Source organism: Agromyces cucurbitae, assembly GCF_058349945.1.
Window position 1 is genome coordinate 808,494 of sequence record NZ_JBYRES010000002.1, and the last position, 18,677, is coordinate 827,170.

Genomic DNA, 18,677 nt, shown 5'->3' on the forward strand with positions numbered 1-18,677 from the left:
TTCCGCCCACGAAGCGGATGATTCGAGGAGAACGATCGATGTCGATCACCCACGCCCCGGCGCGAGCCGCCGAGGTCAGCGCCACCCTGCCGAGCGACGCCCCCGACCACGAGCGGGTGCTCATCACCCGCGGTCCCCGCTCCGGCCTCACCGTCATCGTCGCCGTGCACTCCACGCGCCTCGGCCAGGCGCTCGGCGGCGCCCGGGTCTGGAACTACGGGCACTGGACCGACGGGCTCGCCGACGCACTCCGACTCTCGCAGGCGATGACCATGAAGAACGCGGCCGCCGGTCTCATGCGCGGCGGCGGCAAGTCGGTCGTCGTCGTGCCGTCGGGCGTCGTGCTCGACGACGCGCAGAAGCGCGACGCGATGCTCGACCTCGGCGACGCCGTCGAGTCGCTCGGCGGCGCGTACATGACGGCTGAAGACGTCGGCACGAGCGCCGAGCTCATGGCCGTCGTCCACGAACGCACCGAACACGTCTGCGGCCTGCCGCCCGAGCAGGGCGGTGTCGGCGAGCCCGCCGATGCGACCGCCGCCGGCGTGCACGCCTCGATCCTCGCGACGCTGGGCCACGTGTTCGGCTCGCGCGACGCCGCCGGCCGCCACTTCGTCATCTCGGGCCTCGGCCAGGTGGGCGGCCGCCTCGCGCGCAGCCTCGCCGCCGCGGGCGCGCGCCTGACCGTGACGGATGTCGCGGAGTCGAAGCGCGCGCTCGCCGTCGAGCTCGGCGCGACGTGGGTCGAGCCCTCCGAGGCGCACCGCGTCGAGGCCGACGTCTTCGTGCCGTGCGGACTCGGCGGCGTGCTCACTCCCGAGGTCGTCGCCGAGCTGCGGGTCGCCGCCGTCGTCGGCGCCGCGAACAACCAGCTGGCCTCGCGCGACATCGCCGAGCTGCTGCGCGACCGCGGCATCGTCTGGGCGCCCGACTTCGTGGTCAACGCGGGCGGCGTGATCTACCTCGACGTCGCCGGTCAGCCCGGCGCCGACCAGGCCGCGCTCGACGCGCGCATCGAAGGCATCGGCGAGGTCGTCGCCGAGGTGCTGCGCGACGCGGCCGAGCAGGGCACCACGACGCTGGACGCCGCCGAGCGGCTCGCCCGCGCCCGCCTCGACGCGGGCCGCTGAGCCGCGGCGCACGTCGCGTCCATTCGACGGTCGAGGAGCGGCCGACGCAGGAGGACGAGTTTCGAAGCCCGGTGAGGCTCGGTCACCATGGTCTCGAGACGCGTCGCCGCTCCGCGTCGGCGCTCCTCACCCAGCGGGCGGGGGGCGTCGGCGCGCTCGGCCGGCAGGCCCCCGGGCATCGGCACGGCCAGTAGGCTCGTCTGCATGACGTCCCCCGCCTCACCGTCTTCGACCGCGCCCGCACGACCGTCGGCGAGGTACACGCCCGCCGCGAGTCGCGGCCGCCGGGTCGCTGCGGTGCTCGTGTCGGCGGCGGTGGTGGCGATCGTCGCGATGAGCGTCGCCGCGCTGGCGTTCTTCATCGGCAGCGGGCAGACGCCGGCCGTCTTCACGCAGGTCTTCGGGCACTTCGCGCTCGCCGCGTTCTTCGCCTGGGCCCTGCTGTCGATCGCGAACGCGATCGGGGCGACCCGGGTCTGGTTCCTCGCGCTCATCACCGGGCTCACCTCGGGCTGCCTCGCCGCCCTCATCGCGACGACCGCCATGGTCGTCGCGAGCGCCCGGTCGCCGTTCGGCCCGGCCATCCTGTTCGTCATCGGCTCGCTCGTGAGCCTCAACCTCATCTTCGTGCTCGCGATCGTGCTGGGCGAGGTCTTCCTCGCACCGCGGGTCATGCGCGGCATCCTCGACCACCGCGCCGAGCGTGCGCCCCGCCGGCTCGGGCTCGTGCGCATCCCCGCGTCGAACCTCGACGAGGCCGAGCTCACCCACCTCGAACGCCGCCCGGTCGACCAGGCTCGCGCCGACGAGCAGTGGGACAACTACTGCGCCGCCCTCGTCGCCGAGGGATGGGAGACGGTCGAGGTCGACGCCGCACCCGAGATGGCCGACTCGGTCTTCGTCGAGGACGCGGTCGTCATGTTCGGCGACCTCGCGGTGCTCACGCGCCCCGGCGCCGAGTCGCGTCGCGGCGAGGTCGAGGGCGTCGAGCGGGCCGTGCGCTCGATCGCGGGGGTGAACGTCGAACGCATCACCGAACCCGGCACCCTCGACGGCGGCGACGTGCTCAAGGTCGACGACGTGGTCTACGTCGGGGCATCCGCCCGCACGAACGGCGAGGGCATCCGCCAGCTGCGCGCGCTGCTCGCGCCGCACGGCTACCGCGTCGTCGGCGTGCCGATGACGAAGGCGCTGCACCTCAAGAGCGCCGCGACCGCACTGCCCGACGGCACCGTGATCGGCGACCCCGCACTGCTGGATGCGCCCGGCGTGTTCGAGCGCTTCCTGCCGGTGCCCGAGCCCGAGGGCGTCGCGGTCGTGGCGCTGTCGGACACGTCGCTCGTCATGTCGGCGTCGGCCCCGCGCACCGCGGCGATGCTCGCGGGCCTCGGCTACCGCGTCGTCACGGTCGACATCTCGGAGTTCGAGAAGCTCGAGGGCTGCGTCACGTGCCTCTCGGTGCGGGTGCGCTGACCGGGGCGCTTCAGCACTCGGCCGCGGCCGGCCGACCCGTACGGGTCAGCCGACCGGCTGCGGCTCGCGCGCCCGGCCGTCGTGCAGCTCGATGACCCGGTCGGCACGGCTCACGAGCGCCGCGTCGTGGGTGGTCACGACGGCGGCGACGCCGCGCGCGTGCACGAGATCGCCGATGAGGTCCATGACGGTCGCCGCGGTACCGCTGTCGAGCTGGCCGGTCGGCTCGTCGGCGAGCAGCACCTGCGGGCGCGCCGCGAGCGCCCGGGCGATGCCGACGCGCTGCTGCTGGCCACCCGAGAGCTCGTACGGCCGCTGCGCCGCGTGCGCGCCGAGCCCGACGAGCTCGAGGGCCTCGGCGACCCGGAGGGCGCGTTCGGCCGGGTCGGTCCGCTGCAGCCGCAGCGGCACCTCCACGTTCTCGGCGGCCGACAGCACCGGGATGAGCCCGAACGACTGGAACACGTAGCCGACGCGGTCGCGGCGCACCGCCGCGAGCGCCTCCTCGTCGAGCGTCGACAGGTCGTCGTCGCCGAGCAGCACCCGGCCCGAGGTGGGCCGGTCGAGGCCACCGAGCAGGTTGAGCAGCGTCGTCTTGCCGGCGCCCGAGCGGCCCGTGACGACGACGAGCTCGCCGGGAGCGACGTCGAGCGAGACGCCGTCGACGGCGTGCACGGTCTCACCGCGCCCTTCGAAGACGCGGCCGACGGCTTCGGCGCGGAGCGTGGTCATCGTTCCTCCTCGGGCGCTTCGGATGCCTCGGGCGATTCGGGTCCCGCAGGCTCGCCGCCGTCGGCGGAGTGCCGCCCGCGGCCGGGGGGAGCGGCGGCTCGCCCCTCGTCACGGGGCGCGGCGGCCTCGGCGTCGGCGGACGCCGCGGCCGTGGCATCCGCCTGCCGCTCGTGGCCCGGCCAGACGCCGACGTGGTCGCTCTCGAGCGCGAGGCGCACCCGGTCGCGCAGTTCGAGGCTCTGCATGAAGTCCTGCGGCAGCTGCAGCCGGCCGACCCGGTCGAGCACTGCGAACTCCTCGGCGACGTGCTGCTCCTCGCCGTGCTCGTCGACCCGCGTCGAACGCAGCACCTCGGTCGAGGTGCGACCGTCGCGGATCTGCACCGTGCGGCGCACGTGGCCCGACACGGCCGGATCGTGGGTGACGATCAGGGTCGTGACGCCGAGCTCCTCGTTGACGCCGCGCATCGCCTCGAGCACCGCCGACGACATGGCCTCGTCGAGCTCGCCCGTGGGTTCGTCGGCGAGCAGCACGAGCGGGTCGTTCGCGAGGGCGACCGCGATCGCGACGCGCTGCTGCTGGCCGCCCGACAGCTCGCCCGGCCGCCGGTCGCGTTCGGCGCCGACCTCGAGCAGGTCGAGCAGTTCGTCGATGCGCCGGGCGCGCTCGGCGCCGCGACGGGTGCGCGCGACGTTCATCGCGAGGGCGACGTTCTCGGCGGCGGTGAGGTAGGGGAGCAGGTTGCGCGACGTCTGCTGCCAGACGAAGCCCACGGTGCGCCGGCGGTAGGCGACCCGCTCGCGCGAACCCATGGCGAGCAGGTCGTGGCCGGCGACGCGGGCGACACCGGCCGTGGCGGTGTCGAGGCCCGACAGGATCGTGAGGAGGGTCGACTTGCCCGAGCCCGAGGCGCCGACGACGGCGACCATCTCACCCGCGTCGACCCGGAGGTTGAGCCCCTGCAGGGCCTGCACCTCGATGCCGTCGGCCGTGAAGATGCGCACGAGGTCGGTGCACAGGATGTGCGGCTCGCCCTGGGCGGCGCCGGCGCGCGTGGCCGACGCCGCCGACGTCGCCGACGCCGCCGACGAGCGGTCGACGACGCCGACCTCGGGGCTCGATGGTCTTGGCATGATCAGCCTTCCTCTTCTTTGCGCATCGCCCGTGCGGCGCTCGCGTCGCCGCCGGCCCGCGACGCGATGAGCACGGCGAGGGCCGTGACGGCGAGCGACGCGACGAGCACGACGCCGATGAGCACGGGATCGAACACCACCGCGGGCTGGATGTCGCCGCCGGTGAACGCCCGCAGGTCGATGCCCTGCAGCACGATGAACGGCAGCGCCACGCCGAGCGCGACGCCTGCGACGAGCGCCGCGACGACGACCGGGCCGATCTCCCAGGCGACGAGCGCGCGTTCGCCCCGCCGTCGCAGGCCGAGGGTCGCGAGCAGGGGCAGCAGGCGTTCGCGTGCGCCGCGGCCGACGACGAGGGTGAGCACGATCGCGAGCGCGGTGAGCAGGCCCGTGAGCACGATCGCGCCGATGAGGGCCACGACGAGCCCCTGCGTCGTCGGCCCAGCGCCGAGCTCCGAACGCACCATCTCGGGCGTCGTGACCGTGCTTCCGGGACCGGCGACCGCCTGCAGGTCGTCGACCACCTGCTCGGGGTCTGCTCCGGGCTCGAAGCGCACGAGCACGGTCTCGGGCACGAACGTGCTCACGAAGCGGTCGGCGTTCGCCGTGTCCATGAGCACCCAGCTCGTGCGCGGCATGTACGGGGTGCGTCCGTCGACGACCCCCAGCACCTCGAAGGCGTCGCGGTTGATCTCGACCTCGTCGGCACCGTCGATCGAGTCGGCGATCACCTGCGAGATGATGACCGGCACCTCGTCGCCGTCGGTGGTGGCGAGCGTCTCGGGCAGCGGGGTCGCGTCGACGCGGCCCGCCTGCACCCGGCGCATCTCCTCGGTGTCGATCACGATGAGCGTGGTGGTGCGCAGGCGCCCGTCGATCGAGACCTGCACGGGCGTCGTGGCGTAGACCGGCGCGGTCGCCTCGACACCGGGCACCTCGGCGAACGACGCCTGCTGCTCGAGGGTGAACGGGCCGCCCGCGACGAGGGCATCGGCGCCGACCCGGGCCTGCGCGGCGCGGTCGACGCCGGCCTGCACCGTGCCGAGCAGCGCGGCGGAGAACATCGCCACCGAGATGCCGACCACGACCGTGAGCACGGGCACGACGCCGGCCGAGGGGTCGCGCAGGGCCCGGGCCGAGCCGAGGAACGCGACGAGCCCGCGTCGTCGGCCGGCTCGGCGCACGATACCCGCGAGGGGGATCGGATAGAGCCGCAGCACGATGAGGCAGGCGGCGAGCGACAGCAGGAGCGGTACGGACGCGAGCAGGGGGTCGACGCCGACGGCCCCGGCCGCGGTCGTGAGCCCCCGTCGCAGCAGCAGCACGACGGCGACGACGGCGACGATCGCGACGAGCGCCTCGACGACCCAGCGGAACCGTCCGCCGCCGCGCGGCGCGAAGTCGGCGCGCGCGCGCCGGAGCGGACTCAGCGCCGGTGCGGAGGCGATGAGCAGCGCGGCCGGGGTGAGGGCGAAGAGCGCGGCGATGAACCAGCCCACCGTGCCGCCGTCGGCGGGCACCGCGAATGCGCCGAGCACGGAGCCCAGCACGGCGGCGGGCAGGCCGATGATGAGTCCCTCGATCGCGAGCGCAGCGCGCAGCTGCCCGTCGGACGCGCCGCGCGCCGCCGCGAGCTCGAGCCCGTTGCGCCGTCGCTCGAAGACGACGCGCGCACCCAGCACGAGCACGGCGACCACCACGCCGATCGGACCCGAGGCGATCGTCGCCAGCACGGCGTCGCTCGTGTCGGCGGTGAGTGCGGCGTCTTCGAGCGCGTCGCCGAGTCCGCTGCCGAACGCCACGACGCCGACCGTCCTGAAGTACTGATTCGGGGGCCATTCGCCCGAGCCCATCGTGTAGCCGATGCTCGTGAACTCGTCGAGCTCGGTGCGCAGCTCGGCCGAACGGTCGGCGCGCACGCGGTCGGTCGCGACGGGGTACCAGAGTTCGACGGTCGACGGCAGCTGCGCGTCCTCGAGCGCCGGCCACGAATTGGGGTGCGCGAACGCGAATCCGGTAACGCGGAGCGAGCCGTCGGCGGCGAACGCGACCGACGGTTCGAGCGGCACCGGCAGGTGGCTCCAGAACCCGTCGTCGGGGTCGACCGCGGCGAACGTGCCGACGAGCTCGACGGGCTGGGATTGCGTGCCGACCGGCATCGAGCGGAGTTGACCGACGTCCCACTCCATCAGCTCGGCGAACGCCTCGGTGGCCACGATCTCGAGCGGCTCGCCGCTCGAAGGCAGCGGAGCCGGCCATTCGCCGCTCGTGAGCTCGACGTGTTCGTCGAGCCGCGGGTCGAATCCCGCATAGAGCACGTACGAGGCCGACCCCATGCCGGCGCCCGGCTTCTTGGCGTCGTTCGGGCCGGCGATCACGACGGCGAGCGGGTCGTCGGTCACCCGGCGCAGTTCAGGGGCCATCTGCTCCTGCGCGTCGAGCATGTGCTGCTCCTGCGCGCCCCACACGGCGTCGATGTCGTCGGGCAGGGTCGTGCCGTCGCTCGACGGTCCGAGGTCGGGGATGTTCGACCGGTTCGACGACACGACGTCGAGCGTGCGGGCGGGGAAGCCCTCGAGATGCTCGGAGAGCGCGGCGGTGTGCATCGCGGCGACCGCGCGGGGCAGCGCGGTCGCGAGGAACGCGCCCGAGGCCACGAGGAGTGCGAGCATGATCGATGCGAACGGGGCCGCGAAGAACTGCCGCCGCAGGAGGCCGGTCGTCGACAGTCGGGAGTGGTGGCGGGCGCTCATCGCTCCTCCTCCCTGAGCCCGGGTCGAGACGCGGTGCGGCGCACGGCGCGCGCGGCGCCCGCGGCGATGATCGCGGCGAGCAGCACGAAGCCGAGGAGCCCGGCGAGCCACGGCGCCAGGTCGATCGCGAGCGGGGCGCCCAGCGCGTCGGGCGCTCCCGTGATCGCGGCGCGCGCGAGCTCGCGGGCGACGAGCCACGACGTCGCCCAGCCGACCAGGATGCCGACGGCCACGGCGCCCGCGACGGCGGCCGCGAGCTCGGCGAACCGCCCGCGGGACTGCACCTTCGGCCCGACGCCGAGCGCACGGAGCACGACGATCTCGCCGAACCGGCCGGCGGCGAGTGCGCTCGTGAGGGCGACGAGGGCGATGAGCGCGAAGAGCAGCGCCCCGGCGGCCCCGGCCCAGAGCGCGAGGATCGCGGGCGCGGCGAACGCCGCCGACGAGGCGGATGCGCGGGTCGACGACGTCATCGGGGTCTGCTGCTCGCGCGCGAGCTCGGCGGACGCGGCGTCGGGAGCGCTCGTCGCGATCCACCATTCGTCGAACTGGGGCACCCCGCTGCCCGCGTCGAACGCGGAGCGCTCGAGCGCGCCGAGGTCGACGAGCATGGCATTCGCGCCCGCGGTCGGCACGGCGGGCGTCGTGCCCGCGACGACGGCCGTGACCGCAGCGCCGCCGGTCGAGACGCGGAACTCGACCGTGTCGCCGACCTCGGCCGCGATGCGCGTCGCCAGCTCGGCGCCGAGCACGACCGGCAGCGACGCGTCTCCCTCGCGGAGGAGGTACGCGCGCCCTTCGGGCGACGCCGAGTCGAGCCGGACGTCGGCGAAGTCGTCGGGCGCGGTGCCCGGCACGGCGGCGCCGTCCGCCACCACGTCGCCGAACGAGACCTGGACGCCGCGCACGCCGGGGCCGCTCTCGAGCCGCGCCTGCAGGCCGAGCAGGCGCAGACCCGGGGCATCGGGCAGTTCGAGGCGCGCCGTGCCGCCGCCGTCGGCGATGGGCACCGTGCCGGCCGGAAGCCGCATCGCGGCGCCCTCGTCGGTGAGCAGCCACGCCGAGACCGCGACGTCGCCCGGGGTTCCCTCGAGCGCGGAGACGCGGACGCCGACCTCGAGTGCGGCGGCGTCGGCCGGCAGCGGAATCGCCGCCGCGGCGGCCGAGTCGGCGAGGGCGGACGCGGCCGTGCCCGCCGGCGTGCCCGGCGCGATGTCGCCGATGGAGCCGGCCGGCACCGCGACGAGCGTCGTCGGGTCGGAGCCGATGCGGGCCTCCCCGCGGAAGACCGGGCCGTCGGCCGAGACGCCGCTGAGGCGCTCGAACGGTTCGCCGAGGGCGAGCGGGTCGGGGCCCTGCACGACGCTGCGCCCGGGCAGCGACACGCGCACGTCACCCCCGGTCGCATACGCCTGCGCCTGCACGTCGACCGATCGCCACGCACCCGCGACGACGGCCGAGAGGGTGAGCCCGGCGACCGCGATGATCGTCACGAGCGACGCCGCGGCGAAGAGCGAGCCGCGGCGGGCGAGCTGGCGCATCGGCAGCGCCGGCACGAGGGCGGGCGCGGCGGCCGCAGCACGTTCGAGCACGGCGCCGGCGGGCCGGGAGAGCCCGAGGGCGAGGAGCGAGAGCGCCACGAGCACGAGCACGGGTGCGACGACCGCGACGGGGTCGACGTCGACGCCGCCGGTCGCGTCGACGACGAGCGGCGACCCGTACAGCCGGAACTGCCAGAACGCGATGGCGGCGGCGGCGATGATGAGCACCACGCCGCCCGCGACGGCGGTTCGCGACGCGCGGCCGAGCTCGTCGCCGGCGCCGCGGAGCATCGGGCGCCGGGCGTCGGCGAACGCGCGGCCGCACACGAGCAGCACCGCGATCAGCACGCTCGAGGCGCCGACCACCCAGCCGATGAGGGGATGGTGGACCTCGTCGGGGCGGGCGAGCGCGAGGGACGCCTCGGCCGCGACCGCGCCGACCGCCGCGGCCGGCACCGAGATCGCGAGCACTTCGAGGGCGGTGTCGCGGGCGAGCCGGGTCGCGGAGGCGCCTCGGGCACGCAGCAGCAGGGTCTCGCCGCGACGGGCGGCGCCGAGCAGGGTGGCCAGTCGCGACAACGCGGCGATGCCGGCGAACGCGAGCAGCAGCACGGGCACCGGTGCGAGCGCCCGGACCGCGCCGATGCCGGTCAGCAGCCGCTCGAGCGTGCCGTGGAGGCCGCCCCCTGCGGCGAGTCCGCTCGCCCCGATCGCCGGCTCGTTGCGGAGGGCGGGCTCGACCTTGGGCAGCTCGTCGGCGAGTGCCGCCGCGGCGTCGGGCGTCGCGCTCGCCGCGTCGACCGTCGCGGTCCAGCGCACGAGCGTCGCCTCGGGCACGGCGGTCGCCGTCGCCTCGTCGACGACGAACGGACCGGCGCTCCCCTCGGCGACGCCGACCGAGACGATCGGCTCGCCGAACCAGATCGGCGCCGCGGCGTCGACGGGCTCCCAGACGCCGACCACGACGAGTCGGAGGCCCTCGTCGCCGACGGCGACGACGTCGCCGAGCCCCAGCCCGAGCTGCTCCGCCGCTGCGCGGTTGACCGCGGACGGCGCGGGTTCACCGGAGCCGCCGCCGGACGCGCCGCCGGCCCCCGGCCAGTCGCCTTCGACGAGCCGTGAGCGCCCGGCCAGCATCGGGTCGGCCGTCAGCACCGCGCCGAACGCGGCGTCACCGGCCGTCGAGTCGACCGGCCGGGACTGCACGCTGCGCTGCCACGAGGCGCCGTGCGGCACGATCATGCGGTCGAGGACCTCGGCCGCGGCATCCGCCTGGGCCTCGGCGTCGGCGTCGACACGGATCTGCCAGCGGGCGGCGCCCGACGTGCCGGTCGCCTCGTCGAGGCCCGACCGCAGGCCGCTCGTCGCGGTCGCGGTCAGCGAGCCGACGACGGCAGTGCCGATGCCCGAGAGCAGCAGGACGACCGCGGCGATGCCGACGAACACGCCGGCCCGGGCGTTCGCGCGGGCGAACACCGTCCGTGCTGCTCCCACGCGCGCTCCTCATCGAATCGGGTCCCCGGCACGCGGGCGGTGCAGGGCCGGCGCGTGCCGCCGCAGGAGAGAGCGGTTGCACGCAGGCCCGCGTGACAGACGAATCCGCACAGCCTACTCCCGGAGGTGGTCTTGCGTGCCACCGCGATTCGGTCCTAGTCTGTAAGGCTGGCCGCGCAGCCCTACCGCGCGACCACGAGGGTTCGAGACGACGACGCCAGGAGGACACCATGCAGACAGACATCAACGCCCGCACCGCGGCCGGTGGTGCTGCCCGCACCCGATCCCCGCTCGTCGAGGCCGTGTACGCCGGGTAGCAGGCCCGCACACGCCCGCAGGCTCCGCCTGCGCAATCCCGCGGTCCGTCCGCGCGACGACGCCGAAAGCGTCGCGACCTTCCCGCTCTTCCGCCGCCGAGGCTCGACGACCGAGCCCGCGGCCATGCCTCTGGAGAGGACCCGTTCTTGTCGGAACAGACCAACCCCAACCGCCTCGGAGCAGTGCGCTCGCTCTGGCGACTGCGCGAGTACGCGGGGCCCGCGATGCCCGCGTTCATCGCGAGCATGGCGACCGCGCTCGTCGCGCAACTGATCGCCCTCACCATCCCGCAGGTGTTCGAGCAGATCGTCGACGGTCCGCTCGCCGACGGCGACGCCTCGGCGATCGTGCCGCTCGCCCTGCTCGTGTTCGCGCTCGGTGCGGCGGAGTCGCTGCTCTACGCGCTGCGCCGCTGGCTCGTCGTCGGCCCGGGCACGAAGGTCGAGGCGCGCATGCGCAACGCGCTCTACGCGAAGCTGCAGGACCTGCCGGTGAGCTTCCACGACCGCTGGCCGAGCGGCCAGCTGCTCTCGCGCGCGGTGAGCGACCTCGGCCTCATCCGCCGCTGGCTGAGCTTCGGCCTCGTGCTCACGGGCGCGAACCTCGTCATCATCGTGGTCGGCGTCGGCATCCTCATGTCGATGAACTGGATGCTGGGACTCATCTTCCTCGTCTGCTCGCTGCCGCTCTGGTGGGCCGGCTGGCGGTTCGAGGGGCGCTACTCCGAGAAGTCGCGCCTCAGCCAGGACCAGCAGGGCGACCTCGCGACCGCGGTCGAGGAGTCGGTGCACGGCATCCGCGTGCTCAAGGCGTTCGGCCGGGGCAAGTACGCGCTGTCGAGCTTCCGCGCCCAGGCCGAGTCGCTGCGCTCGACCGAGATCGAGAAGGCGCGACTCGACGCGAACATCTGGGTGTGGATCATGGTCGTGCCGACCGTGGCGCTCGCGCTCTGCCTCGTCGTCGGCATCTGGCTCGCCGCGAACGGCCAGCTCTCGGTCGGCGAGCTCGTCGCGTTCTTCGCGACCGCGACGGTGCTCGCGTGGCCGATCGAGTCGATCGGCTTCATGCTCGCGTTCGCGCTCGACGCGCGCACCGCGACCGACCGGTTCTTCGACATCCTCGACTCCGAGAACGCGATCGTCGACCCCGCCGACCCGAAGCACCTCGAGCGGCCGCGCGGCGAACTCGCCTTCACGGGCGTGCACTTCCGGTACCAGGACTCGCCCGAGCGCTTCGGCGACCTGCTCGACGGCGTCGACCTCGTCGTCGAGCCCGGCGAGACGATGGCCCTCGTCGGCCTCACCGGCTGCGGCAAGACGACGATGACCGCCCTCACGACGCGCCTCTACGACGTGACCGGCGGCTCGGTCACGATCGACGGCGTCGACGTGCGCGCCTTCACGCGCGAGGAGCTGCGCACGCACATCGCGATGGCCTTCGAGGATGCGACGCTGTTCAGCGCCTCCGTGCGCGAGAACGTGCTCCTCGGGCGCCCCGAGCTCGCGGGCGACGACCCCGAGACCGTGGCCGAGGCGAAGCGCGTGCTCGACGAGGCGCTGCGCATCGCGCAGGCCGGGTTCGCCTACGACCTCCCCGAGGGGGTCGAGACGAAGGTCGGCGAAGAGGGCATGAGCCTGTCGGGCGGCCAGCGCCAGCGGCTCGCGCTCGCGCGCGCCGTCGCCGCGAAGCCCGCCGTGCTCGTGCTCGACGACCCGCTGTCGGCGCTCGACGTCGCCACCGAGGCGAGGGTCGAGGCCGAGCTGCGCACGGTGCTCGCCGACACCACGGCGCTCATCGTCGCGCACCGCCCGTCGACGGTCATGCTCGCCGACCGGGTCGCGCTTCTCGAAGCGGGGCGCGTGACGGCGGTCGGCACCCATTCCGAGCTCCTCCGCGAGAGCGAGCACTACCGCTTCGTCATCTCGAGCCTCGAGGACGAGGAACGGCGCGACCTCGAGTCGCGTCCGCACCCCTCGCCCGCGCCAGGGCCGGCCGACGGGGGCGATGCCGACGAGGCATCCGAATTCGAACGAGAGGAGGCCGCATCATGAGCGTCACCGGCGTACAGGGCGAAGAGCGCGACCAGTACTCGAAGGCCGAGTCGCGGCACATCCGCATCCGTTCGCGGCGCCTGCTCGGGTCGCTCCTGCGACCGCTCACGGGCAAGCTCTGGCTGACCGCCGCGGCGGTCGTCGTCTCGTCGGCCGCGCAGGTCGCGGGCCCGGCGATCATCGCGTACGGCATCGACCAGGGCATCCCCGCGCTCATGGCGCAGGACTGGATGCCGGCGGCGTTCGCCGGCATCGCCTACCTCGTGACCGGCCTCGTCGGCGCGTTCCTCATCTCGGCGTACATCCGGCTGTCGGCGCGCGTCGCCCAGGCCGTGCTCATCGACCTGCGCACGCGGGTGTTCCTGCACACGCAGAAGCTGTCGCTCGAGTTCCACGAGACGTACACGTCGGGCCGCATCATCTCGCGGCAGACGAGCGACCTCGACGCGATCCGCGAGCTCATGGACGAGGGGCTCACGCTGCTCGTGCGCGGCCTCATGTACATGGTCTTCACCGCGATCATGCTGTTCATCCTCGACGCGCCCTCGGGGTTCGTGCTGCTCGTCGCGCTCATCCCGCTCGGCATCCTGACGCGGTGGTTCCAGGTGCGGTCGCAGACGCTGTTCCGCCGTTCCCGGGTGGCGTCGGCGAAGCTCATCGTGCAGTTCGTCGAGACGATGACGGGCATCCGCGCCGTGCAGGCGTTCCGCAAGGAGCAGCGCAACGAGCGCGAGTTCGGCGGCCTCGTCGAGGACTACCGCGACGTCAACGCGAAGGTGCTCGGCCTCTTCGTCGTCTTCAACCCGGGGCTCGCGCTCATCGGCAACACCGCGGTCGCGGTGACGATCGTGCTCGGCGGGTTCCGCGTCATCGACGGCGGCCTCGAGGTCGGCGTGCTGCTCGCCGCGGTGCTCTACACGAAGCGGTTCTTCGACCCGATGGAGGACCTGGCGATGTTCTACAACGGGTACCAGTCCGCCTCGTCGGCGCTCGAGAAGATCTCGGGCGTGCTCGAGGAGGAGCCGAGCGTGCCCGACCCCGCGCACCCCGTCGACCTGTGGAAGGCCGACGGCCGGGTGCAGTTCGACGGCGTCGAGTTCTCGTACGTCGAGGGTCGCAGCATCCTGCCGCGGTTCGACCTCGACATCCCGGCCGGCCAGACGATCGCGCTCGTCGGGTCGACGGGCGCCGGCAAGTCGACCCTCGCGAAGCTCATCGCCCGGTTCTACGACCCGAGCGAGGGCGTCGTCTCGCTCGACGGGGTCTCGCTCGCCGAGCTCCACCCCAAGGACCTGCGCCGCGCGATCGTCATGGTCACGCAGGAGGCGTACCTGTTCTCGGGCTCGGTCGCCGACAACATCGCGCTCGGCAAGCCCGACGCGACGTTCGACGAGATCGTCGCCGCGGCGAAGGCGGTGGGCGCGCACGAGTTCATCGAGGGCCTGCCGGGCGGGTACGACACCGACGTGAACAAGCGCGGCGGCCGGGTCAGCGCGGGGCAGCGCCAGCTGATCTCGTTCGCCCGCGCGTTCCTCGCGAACCCGGCGGTGCTGATCCTCGACGAGGCGACGAGCTCGCTCGACATCCCGAGCGAGCGCCTCGTGCAGGAGGGCCTCACGAAGCTCCTCGCCGACCGCACCGCGGTGATCATCGCGCACCGCCTGTCGACGGTCGCGATCGCCGACCGCGTGCTCGTGATGGAGCACGGCCGCATCGTGGAGGACGGCGCGCCCGCCGACCTCATCGGCGGCGAGGGCCGGTTCGCGGCGCTGCACGCGGCCTGGCGCGACTCGCTCGTCTGAGCGGGGGCCCGGGAGCATTCCGGGCGAACGAGGATGCCCCGAGCCGGACTCCGGCTCGGGGCATCCCCGTGCTCAGGCGGCGCTGCGGGCCACGACGCGATAGCGGCGTGCTGCGCCGCGCACGGCGGTGCGGATGCCCCGGGTGACCGTGAGTCCGGTGCCGTCGACCGCCGGGTCGCCGAAGTCGAGGTCGAGGGTCTCGAAGCCGAGCCGGCCGCGGCGTTCGAGGCGGCGCATGAGGGCGAGCGTGCGGCGGATCCGACGGCCTCGCCCGACGGCGGGAGCCCGCGAGAGGTCGAGCGTGAAGCCCGCGACCCGGATGCCGGCCGCGCGGCACGCGCCGACGGTGCGGGCGGCGGCGTGCGGCGCGACCCCGCGCCCGGCGCGGCGGGCCCGCGCGAAGGAGCCGGCGAAGTCGAGCTCGACGAGCACCGTCACGTCGGGCAGCTCGCGGAAGTCGGCGAGCTCCTCGGCGCCGCCGATCACGAACATGCGCACGCCCCGGAGGTAGGCGCCCGTGATCTCCGCGACCGAGCGCGCCCGGCGGGTGCGGATGCACCCGTCGAGCGGGACGCCCCGGCGTTCGAGCCGGTCGATGTCGCGGTGGGAGTCGACGGCGATCGCCGGGGTGAAGGGGAACTGGATCGTGGACATGCCCGCAGTCTTCCCGCCGCACGGGCGCGCCGGATCAGGAGTCGCCACGATTCGCGGAGAGGGTTCTCCCTGAACCCGCGGTCGCACGCACGTCGCCCGGGCAGCCTTCCACGTCGCGGGCCCCGCCCGGATCCGGGTACCCCCTGAACCGGGGGAGCGCGCCGAGCGACGAACGCGCTACCGTCGAGTCAGGCGGGGGCGTCCGTTCGGTCGCCTGCGCCCGTTTGAAGGAGAGGTGCGATGGTCGAGGCATCCCGGCCGCTGCGGGTGGCCATCGCCGACGACGCGCTGCTGCTGCGTGAGGGCATCGCGAAGGTGCTCGAGGGCGGCGGGCTCGAGGTCGTCGCCTCCGTGGGCACCGGCGACGAGCTCGTCGAGGTCGTGCGCGCGGGCGGCATCGACGCGGCGGTGCTCGACATCCGCATGCCGCCGAGCTTCCGCGACGAGGGCATCCTCGCGCTCGAGGAGCTGCGGGCGGGCGGGTCGACCATCGGCGTGCTGCTGCTGTCGATGTACGCGACGCCCGAGTACGCCCTGCGCGTCATGGGCGCGGGCAGCGGCACCGGATACCTGCTCAAGGAGCGCGTCTCCGAGCCGCAGACGCTCGTGCGCGCCGTCGAGACGGTCGCCTCGGGCGGCTCGGTCGTCGATCCCGAGGTCGTCGAGCAGCTCGTGCACCGCACGCGCGCCGACGACCCGCTGTCGCGGCTGACCGAGCGCGAGCGCTCGGTGCTCGAGCTGATGGCGCAGGGGTACTCGAACGGCGGCATCGCCCAGACGCTCTTCCTCGGCCTCAAGACGGTCGAGACGCACGTCAGGTCGATCCTGCAGAAGCTCGACCTCGAGGAGTCACCCGAGCACCACCGGCGCGTGCTCGCGGTGCTGACGCTCCTCGGCGCGAGGTGATGGCTCCCGGCCGCAAGGGCCGGATCGTCAGACGCAGCATCACGATCGCGATCGTCGTCGCGCTCAGCCTCACGATGGAGGTCACGGGCTTCATCGCGACGCCCCCGGCCGAACGCCCCGAGGTGAGCTACACGACCCTGCACGCGATCGTGCCGCTCGTGTTCGCCGCATGCGCCGGCGTCGCCTGGGCGATCGGGCCCTCGCGGGCGCCCGCACGGCTCATGGTGCTGTTCCCGGTGCTGTGGATCCCGCTGGCGTTCCTCCGCGTCGTCGAGGACCTCGCGTGGGTGTGGCCGCTCCTCTACGGCGTCCACCTCTGGTGGGGACTGCTCACCGGCATCCTCGTGCTGCTCTACCCGCGCGGCGGCCTCGCCGACCGTACCGACCGGGTGATCGCGACGATCGCGGTCACCGCCTCGATCGTGTTCCTGCTCGGCACGGTGCTGCTCGCGCCGCCGCCCGAGGCGCTGTGCGACTGCGCGCCGAACCCGTACCACGTCGCCGACGCCCCCGCGGTGTACGCCGTCATCGACATCGGCTACCGCCTCATCGGCGTGCTGCTGGCGCTCGTGATCGCCGGCCGCCTGCTCGTGCGCTGGGTGCGCGGCAGCGTGCCGGCCCGCACGGTCGCGTTCCTGATGCCGCTCGCGCTGTTCGCGTGGGCGACGACGCTCGCCGCGCAGGCGGTCACCTACGCGACCTCCGGCACGTCCGACCAGGTGCTCGCGACCGTCTCGCTCGTCGCGATCGCGTCGATCCCGGTGAGCTTCGTCGCCGGCATCGCGCACACCCGCAACATGCGCGCCCGCGTCGCCGACCTCATGCGCATCACGCGCGAGGGCGCCGACCGCGGGCTCTGGGCCGAGTCGCTCGCGCGCACCCTGCGCGACGCCTCGGTGCGGGTCTACTGGTGGGACGAGGAGCGCGGGCGCTATGCGGATGCCTCGGGCGAACCCATCGTGCACGATCCAGCCGATCGCAACGGCGACCACGGCCTGCTGCCGGTGGCCTCGCCGACGGGCATGCCGATCGCACTCATCCGGCACGACCGGGTGCTCACCGACAACATGCGCCTGCTCGACGGGGTGTCGAGCGCGCTCAGGCTCTCGGTCGACAACGGCCGACTCCGGTCGGAGATCGAGCGCACGCTCGAGCAGGTGCGCCAGTCGCGCGCCCGCATCGTCGAGGCCGGCGACGAGGCGCGCCGACGCATCGAGCGCGACCTGCACGACGGGGCCCAGCAGCACCTCGTGTCGCTCGGCATGCGGTTGCGGCTCGCGGCGAACGAGGCGCGCGACCGCGGGGTCGAGCCGCTCGGGGTCGAGCTCGACGGCAACATCGCGATGCTGAACGACGCGCTCAAGGAGCTGCGAGAGCTCGCCCACGGCATCCACCCGTCACTGCTGTCGTCGGGCGGGCTCGCGCTCGCCGTGCCCGAGCTCGCCGGGCGCTGCCCGGTGCCCGTCGAGATCGACGTGCAGGCCGAGGGCCGGCTGCCCGAGGTCGTCGAGTCGACCGCCTACTTCGCCGTCGCGGAGGCGCTCGCCAACATCGCCAAGCACGCGCAGGCGACCCGCGGGTGGGTGCGCGCCCATCTCGTCGACGGCGTGCTCGAGCTCGTCGTGCGCGACAACGGGGTCGGCGGCGCCTCACCCGAGGGGAGCGGCATCGTCGGCATCGGCGACCGCGTCGACGCGGTCGGCGGGGAGGTCTCGGTCGAGAGCCCGCCGGGGGCGGGCACGACGATCACGATCCGCATCCCGGTCGCCCGGGCGGACTGAACGCTCAGGGACGCCAGCGCGCCGCGGCGAGGTCGACGCGATAGCCGTCGGCGTCGCGGGTCTCGACGATCGGGGTGCCCTCTCGTTCGTAGTGCTCCCGGGCGCGCTCGGCATGGCCGGCGGGCGGCCGGCCGCCGGCGCGGATGACGCGCCACCACGGGGCATCCGACCCGTACCTGGCCATCACCTGCCCGACCGCGCGCGCGCCGCGCGAGCCGAGCAGGGCGGCGACGTCGCCGTACGTCGCGACGCAGCCCGGAGGGATGTCGGCGACCACGACGAGCACCGCCGCGACGAAGCCGTCGACCGGCTCGTCGGCGTGCTCGCCGGACGGAGGGATCGGGCTCAGAGCTCGATCGCCCCGATGACGTCGCCGTACTGGGTCTCGCCCACATCGACGAAGCCGACCCGGTGGAAGAACTTCTCGGGTCCGAGCTCGCCCGGCTCCCACAGCACGGTGATGCGGTCGAAGCCGCGGCGCTTGGCCTCTTCGGCGAGGGCGCGGGTGAGGAACCGGCCGACGCCCTTGCCCTGCACCTCGGCGTCGACGTTGATGCGCCAGATGCACGCGCGGAACTCCTCGTGCACGTTGTCGGGGTCGAAGTTGCCGTGGATGAAGCCGACGACCTTGTCGCCCTGCAGGGCGACGCGCTGCCACGCCGTCTGCGGATTCACGACCGACGCCTCGGCCGAGTAGGTGACGGGCGCGATGAACTGCTCCTGGCCGGGCTTCAGCGACAGCGTGTTCGCAGCCACGATGTTCGAGGCGGACAGTTCTTCCAGTCTCAGCTCAGCCATGCGCCAAGGCTAACCCGTCGATCCGGCGCCACGGTAGCCGGGATGACCCTGAGACGACCCTGAGCCGACCGGGGTCGCCCGCCCGACCGCCGGGCGAGGCATCCCGGTTAT

13 protein-coding genes are annotated in these 18,677 nt (G+C 74.0%); 6 read left to right on the forward strand and 7 right to left on the reverse strand.

Annotated elements, in window-relative coordinates:
- The first annotated feature begins 38 nt into the window (after positions 1-38).
- Together AC3RJ6_RS10590 and ddaH are read left to right on the forward strand one after the other, a co-directional pair.
- On the forward strand, positions 39-1,130 hold the full coding sequence (locus tag AC3RJ6_RS10590; RefSeq protein WP_491427009.1) for a Glu/Leu/Phe/Val dehydrogenase family protein: 1,092 nt from the start codon (positions 39-41) through the stop codon (positions 1,128-1,130).
- Positions 1,131-1,334: 204 nt separating this feature from the next.
- Positions 1,335-2,603, forward strand: coding sequence for a dimethylargininase (ddaH, locus tag AC3RJ6_RS10595; protein ID WP_491427010.1), 1,269 nt, complete (start codon positions 1,335-1,337; stop codon positions 2,601-2,603).
- Between the two features lie 45 nt (positions 2,604-2,648).
- Here the strand turns inward: ddaH and AC3RJ6_RS10600 are convergent, their stop codons facing one another.
- The 4 genes from AC3RJ6_RS10600 to AC3RJ6_RS10615 are packed head-to-tail and all read right to left on the reverse strand — an operon-like array spanning position 2,649 to position 10,256.
- Complete coding sequence (locus tag AC3RJ6_RS10600) at positions 2,649-3,335, reverse strand: ABC transporter ATP-binding protein (protein WP_491427011.1); 687 nt, start codon at positions 3,333-3,335, stop codon at positions 2,649-2,651.
- On the reverse strand, positions 3,332-4,468 hold the full coding sequence (locus tag AC3RJ6_RS10605) for an ABC transporter ATP-binding protein (protein WP_491427012.1): 1,137 nt from the start codon (positions 4,466-4,468) through the stop codon (positions 3,332-3,334). Before AC3RJ6_RS10605 ends, AC3RJ6_RS10600 begins: the two co-directional genes overlap by 4 nt.
- A gap of 2 nt (positions 4,469-4,470) precedes the next feature.
- Positions 4,471-7,221, reverse strand: a complete 2,751-nt coding sequence (locus AC3RJ6_RS10610; RefSeq protein ID WP_491427013.1) for an FtsX-like permease family protein — start codon at positions 7,219-7,221, stop codon at positions 4,471-4,473.
- Complete coding sequence (locus tag AC3RJ6_RS10615) at positions 7,218-10,256, reverse strand: FtsX-like permease family protein (RefSeq protein ID WP_491427014.1); 3,039 nt, start codon at positions 10,254-10,256, stop codon at positions 7,218-7,220. Before AC3RJ6_RS10615 ends, AC3RJ6_RS10610 begins: the two co-directional genes overlap by 4 nt.
- 542 nt (positions 10,257-10,798) lie before the next feature.
- Here AC3RJ6_RS10615 and AC3RJ6_RS10620 point away from each other — a divergent pair.
- The gene (locus AC3RJ6_RS10620) at positions 10,799-12,625 is read left to right on the forward strand and encodes an ABC transporter ATP-binding protein (protein ID WP_491427166.1); all 1,827 of its coding nucleotides are present in this window, start codon (positions 10,799-10,801) and stop codon (positions 12,623-12,625) included.
- Positions 12,622-14,427 carry an ABC transporter ATP-binding protein gene (locus AC3RJ6_RS10625; RefSeq protein WP_491427015.1) on the forward strand — a complete coding sequence of 602 codons (1,806 nt, stop codon included), beginning with the start codon at positions 12,622-12,624 and terminating at the stop codon, positions 14,425-14,427. The genes AC3RJ6_RS10620 and AC3RJ6_RS10625 overlap by 4 nt, the downstream gene beginning before the upstream one ends.
- Before the next feature lie 72 nt (positions 14,428-14,499).
- Here AC3RJ6_RS10625 and AC3RJ6_RS10630 read toward each other — a convergent pair whose 3' ends face one another.
- On the reverse strand, positions 14,500-15,081 hold the full coding sequence (locus AC3RJ6_RS10630) for a hypothetical protein (protein ID WP_491427016.1): 582 nt from the start codon (positions 15,079-15,081) through the stop codon (positions 14,500-14,502).
- 240 nt (positions 15,082-15,321) lie between these two features.
- Here AC3RJ6_RS10630 and AC3RJ6_RS10635 point away from each other — a divergent pair, with 240 nt between their 5' ends.
- A complete protein-coding gene (locus tag AC3RJ6_RS10635; protein ID WP_491427017.1) occupies positions 15,322-15,987 on the forward strand; it encodes a LuxR C-terminal-related transcriptional regulator in 666 nt (221 codons plus the stop codon).
- The gene (locus AC3RJ6_RS10640) at positions 15,987-17,768 is read left to right on the forward strand and encodes a sensor histidine kinase (protein ID WP_491427018.1); all 1,782 of its coding nucleotides are present in this window, start codon (positions 15,987-15,989) and stop codon (positions 17,766-17,768) included. Before AC3RJ6_RS10635 ends, AC3RJ6_RS10640 begins: the two co-directional genes overlap by 1 nt.
- 4 nt (positions 17,769-17,772) lie before the next feature.
- Here the strand turns inward: AC3RJ6_RS10640 and AC3RJ6_RS10645 are convergent, their stop codons facing one another.
- On the reverse strand, positions 17,773-18,054 hold the full coding sequence (locus tag AC3RJ6_RS10645) for an MGMT family protein (protein WP_491427019.1): 282 nt from the start codon (positions 18,052-18,054) through the stop codon (positions 17,773-17,775).
- A 59-nt stretch (positions 18,055-18,113) separates the two neighbouring features.
- The gene (locus AC3RJ6_RS10650) at positions 18,114-18,566 is read right to left on the reverse strand and encodes a GNAT family N-acetyltransferase (protein ID WP_491427020.1); all 453 of its coding nucleotides are present in this window, start codon (positions 18,564-18,566) and stop codon (positions 18,114-18,116) included.
- Between the last annotated feature and the right edge of the window lie 111 nt (positions 18,567-18,677).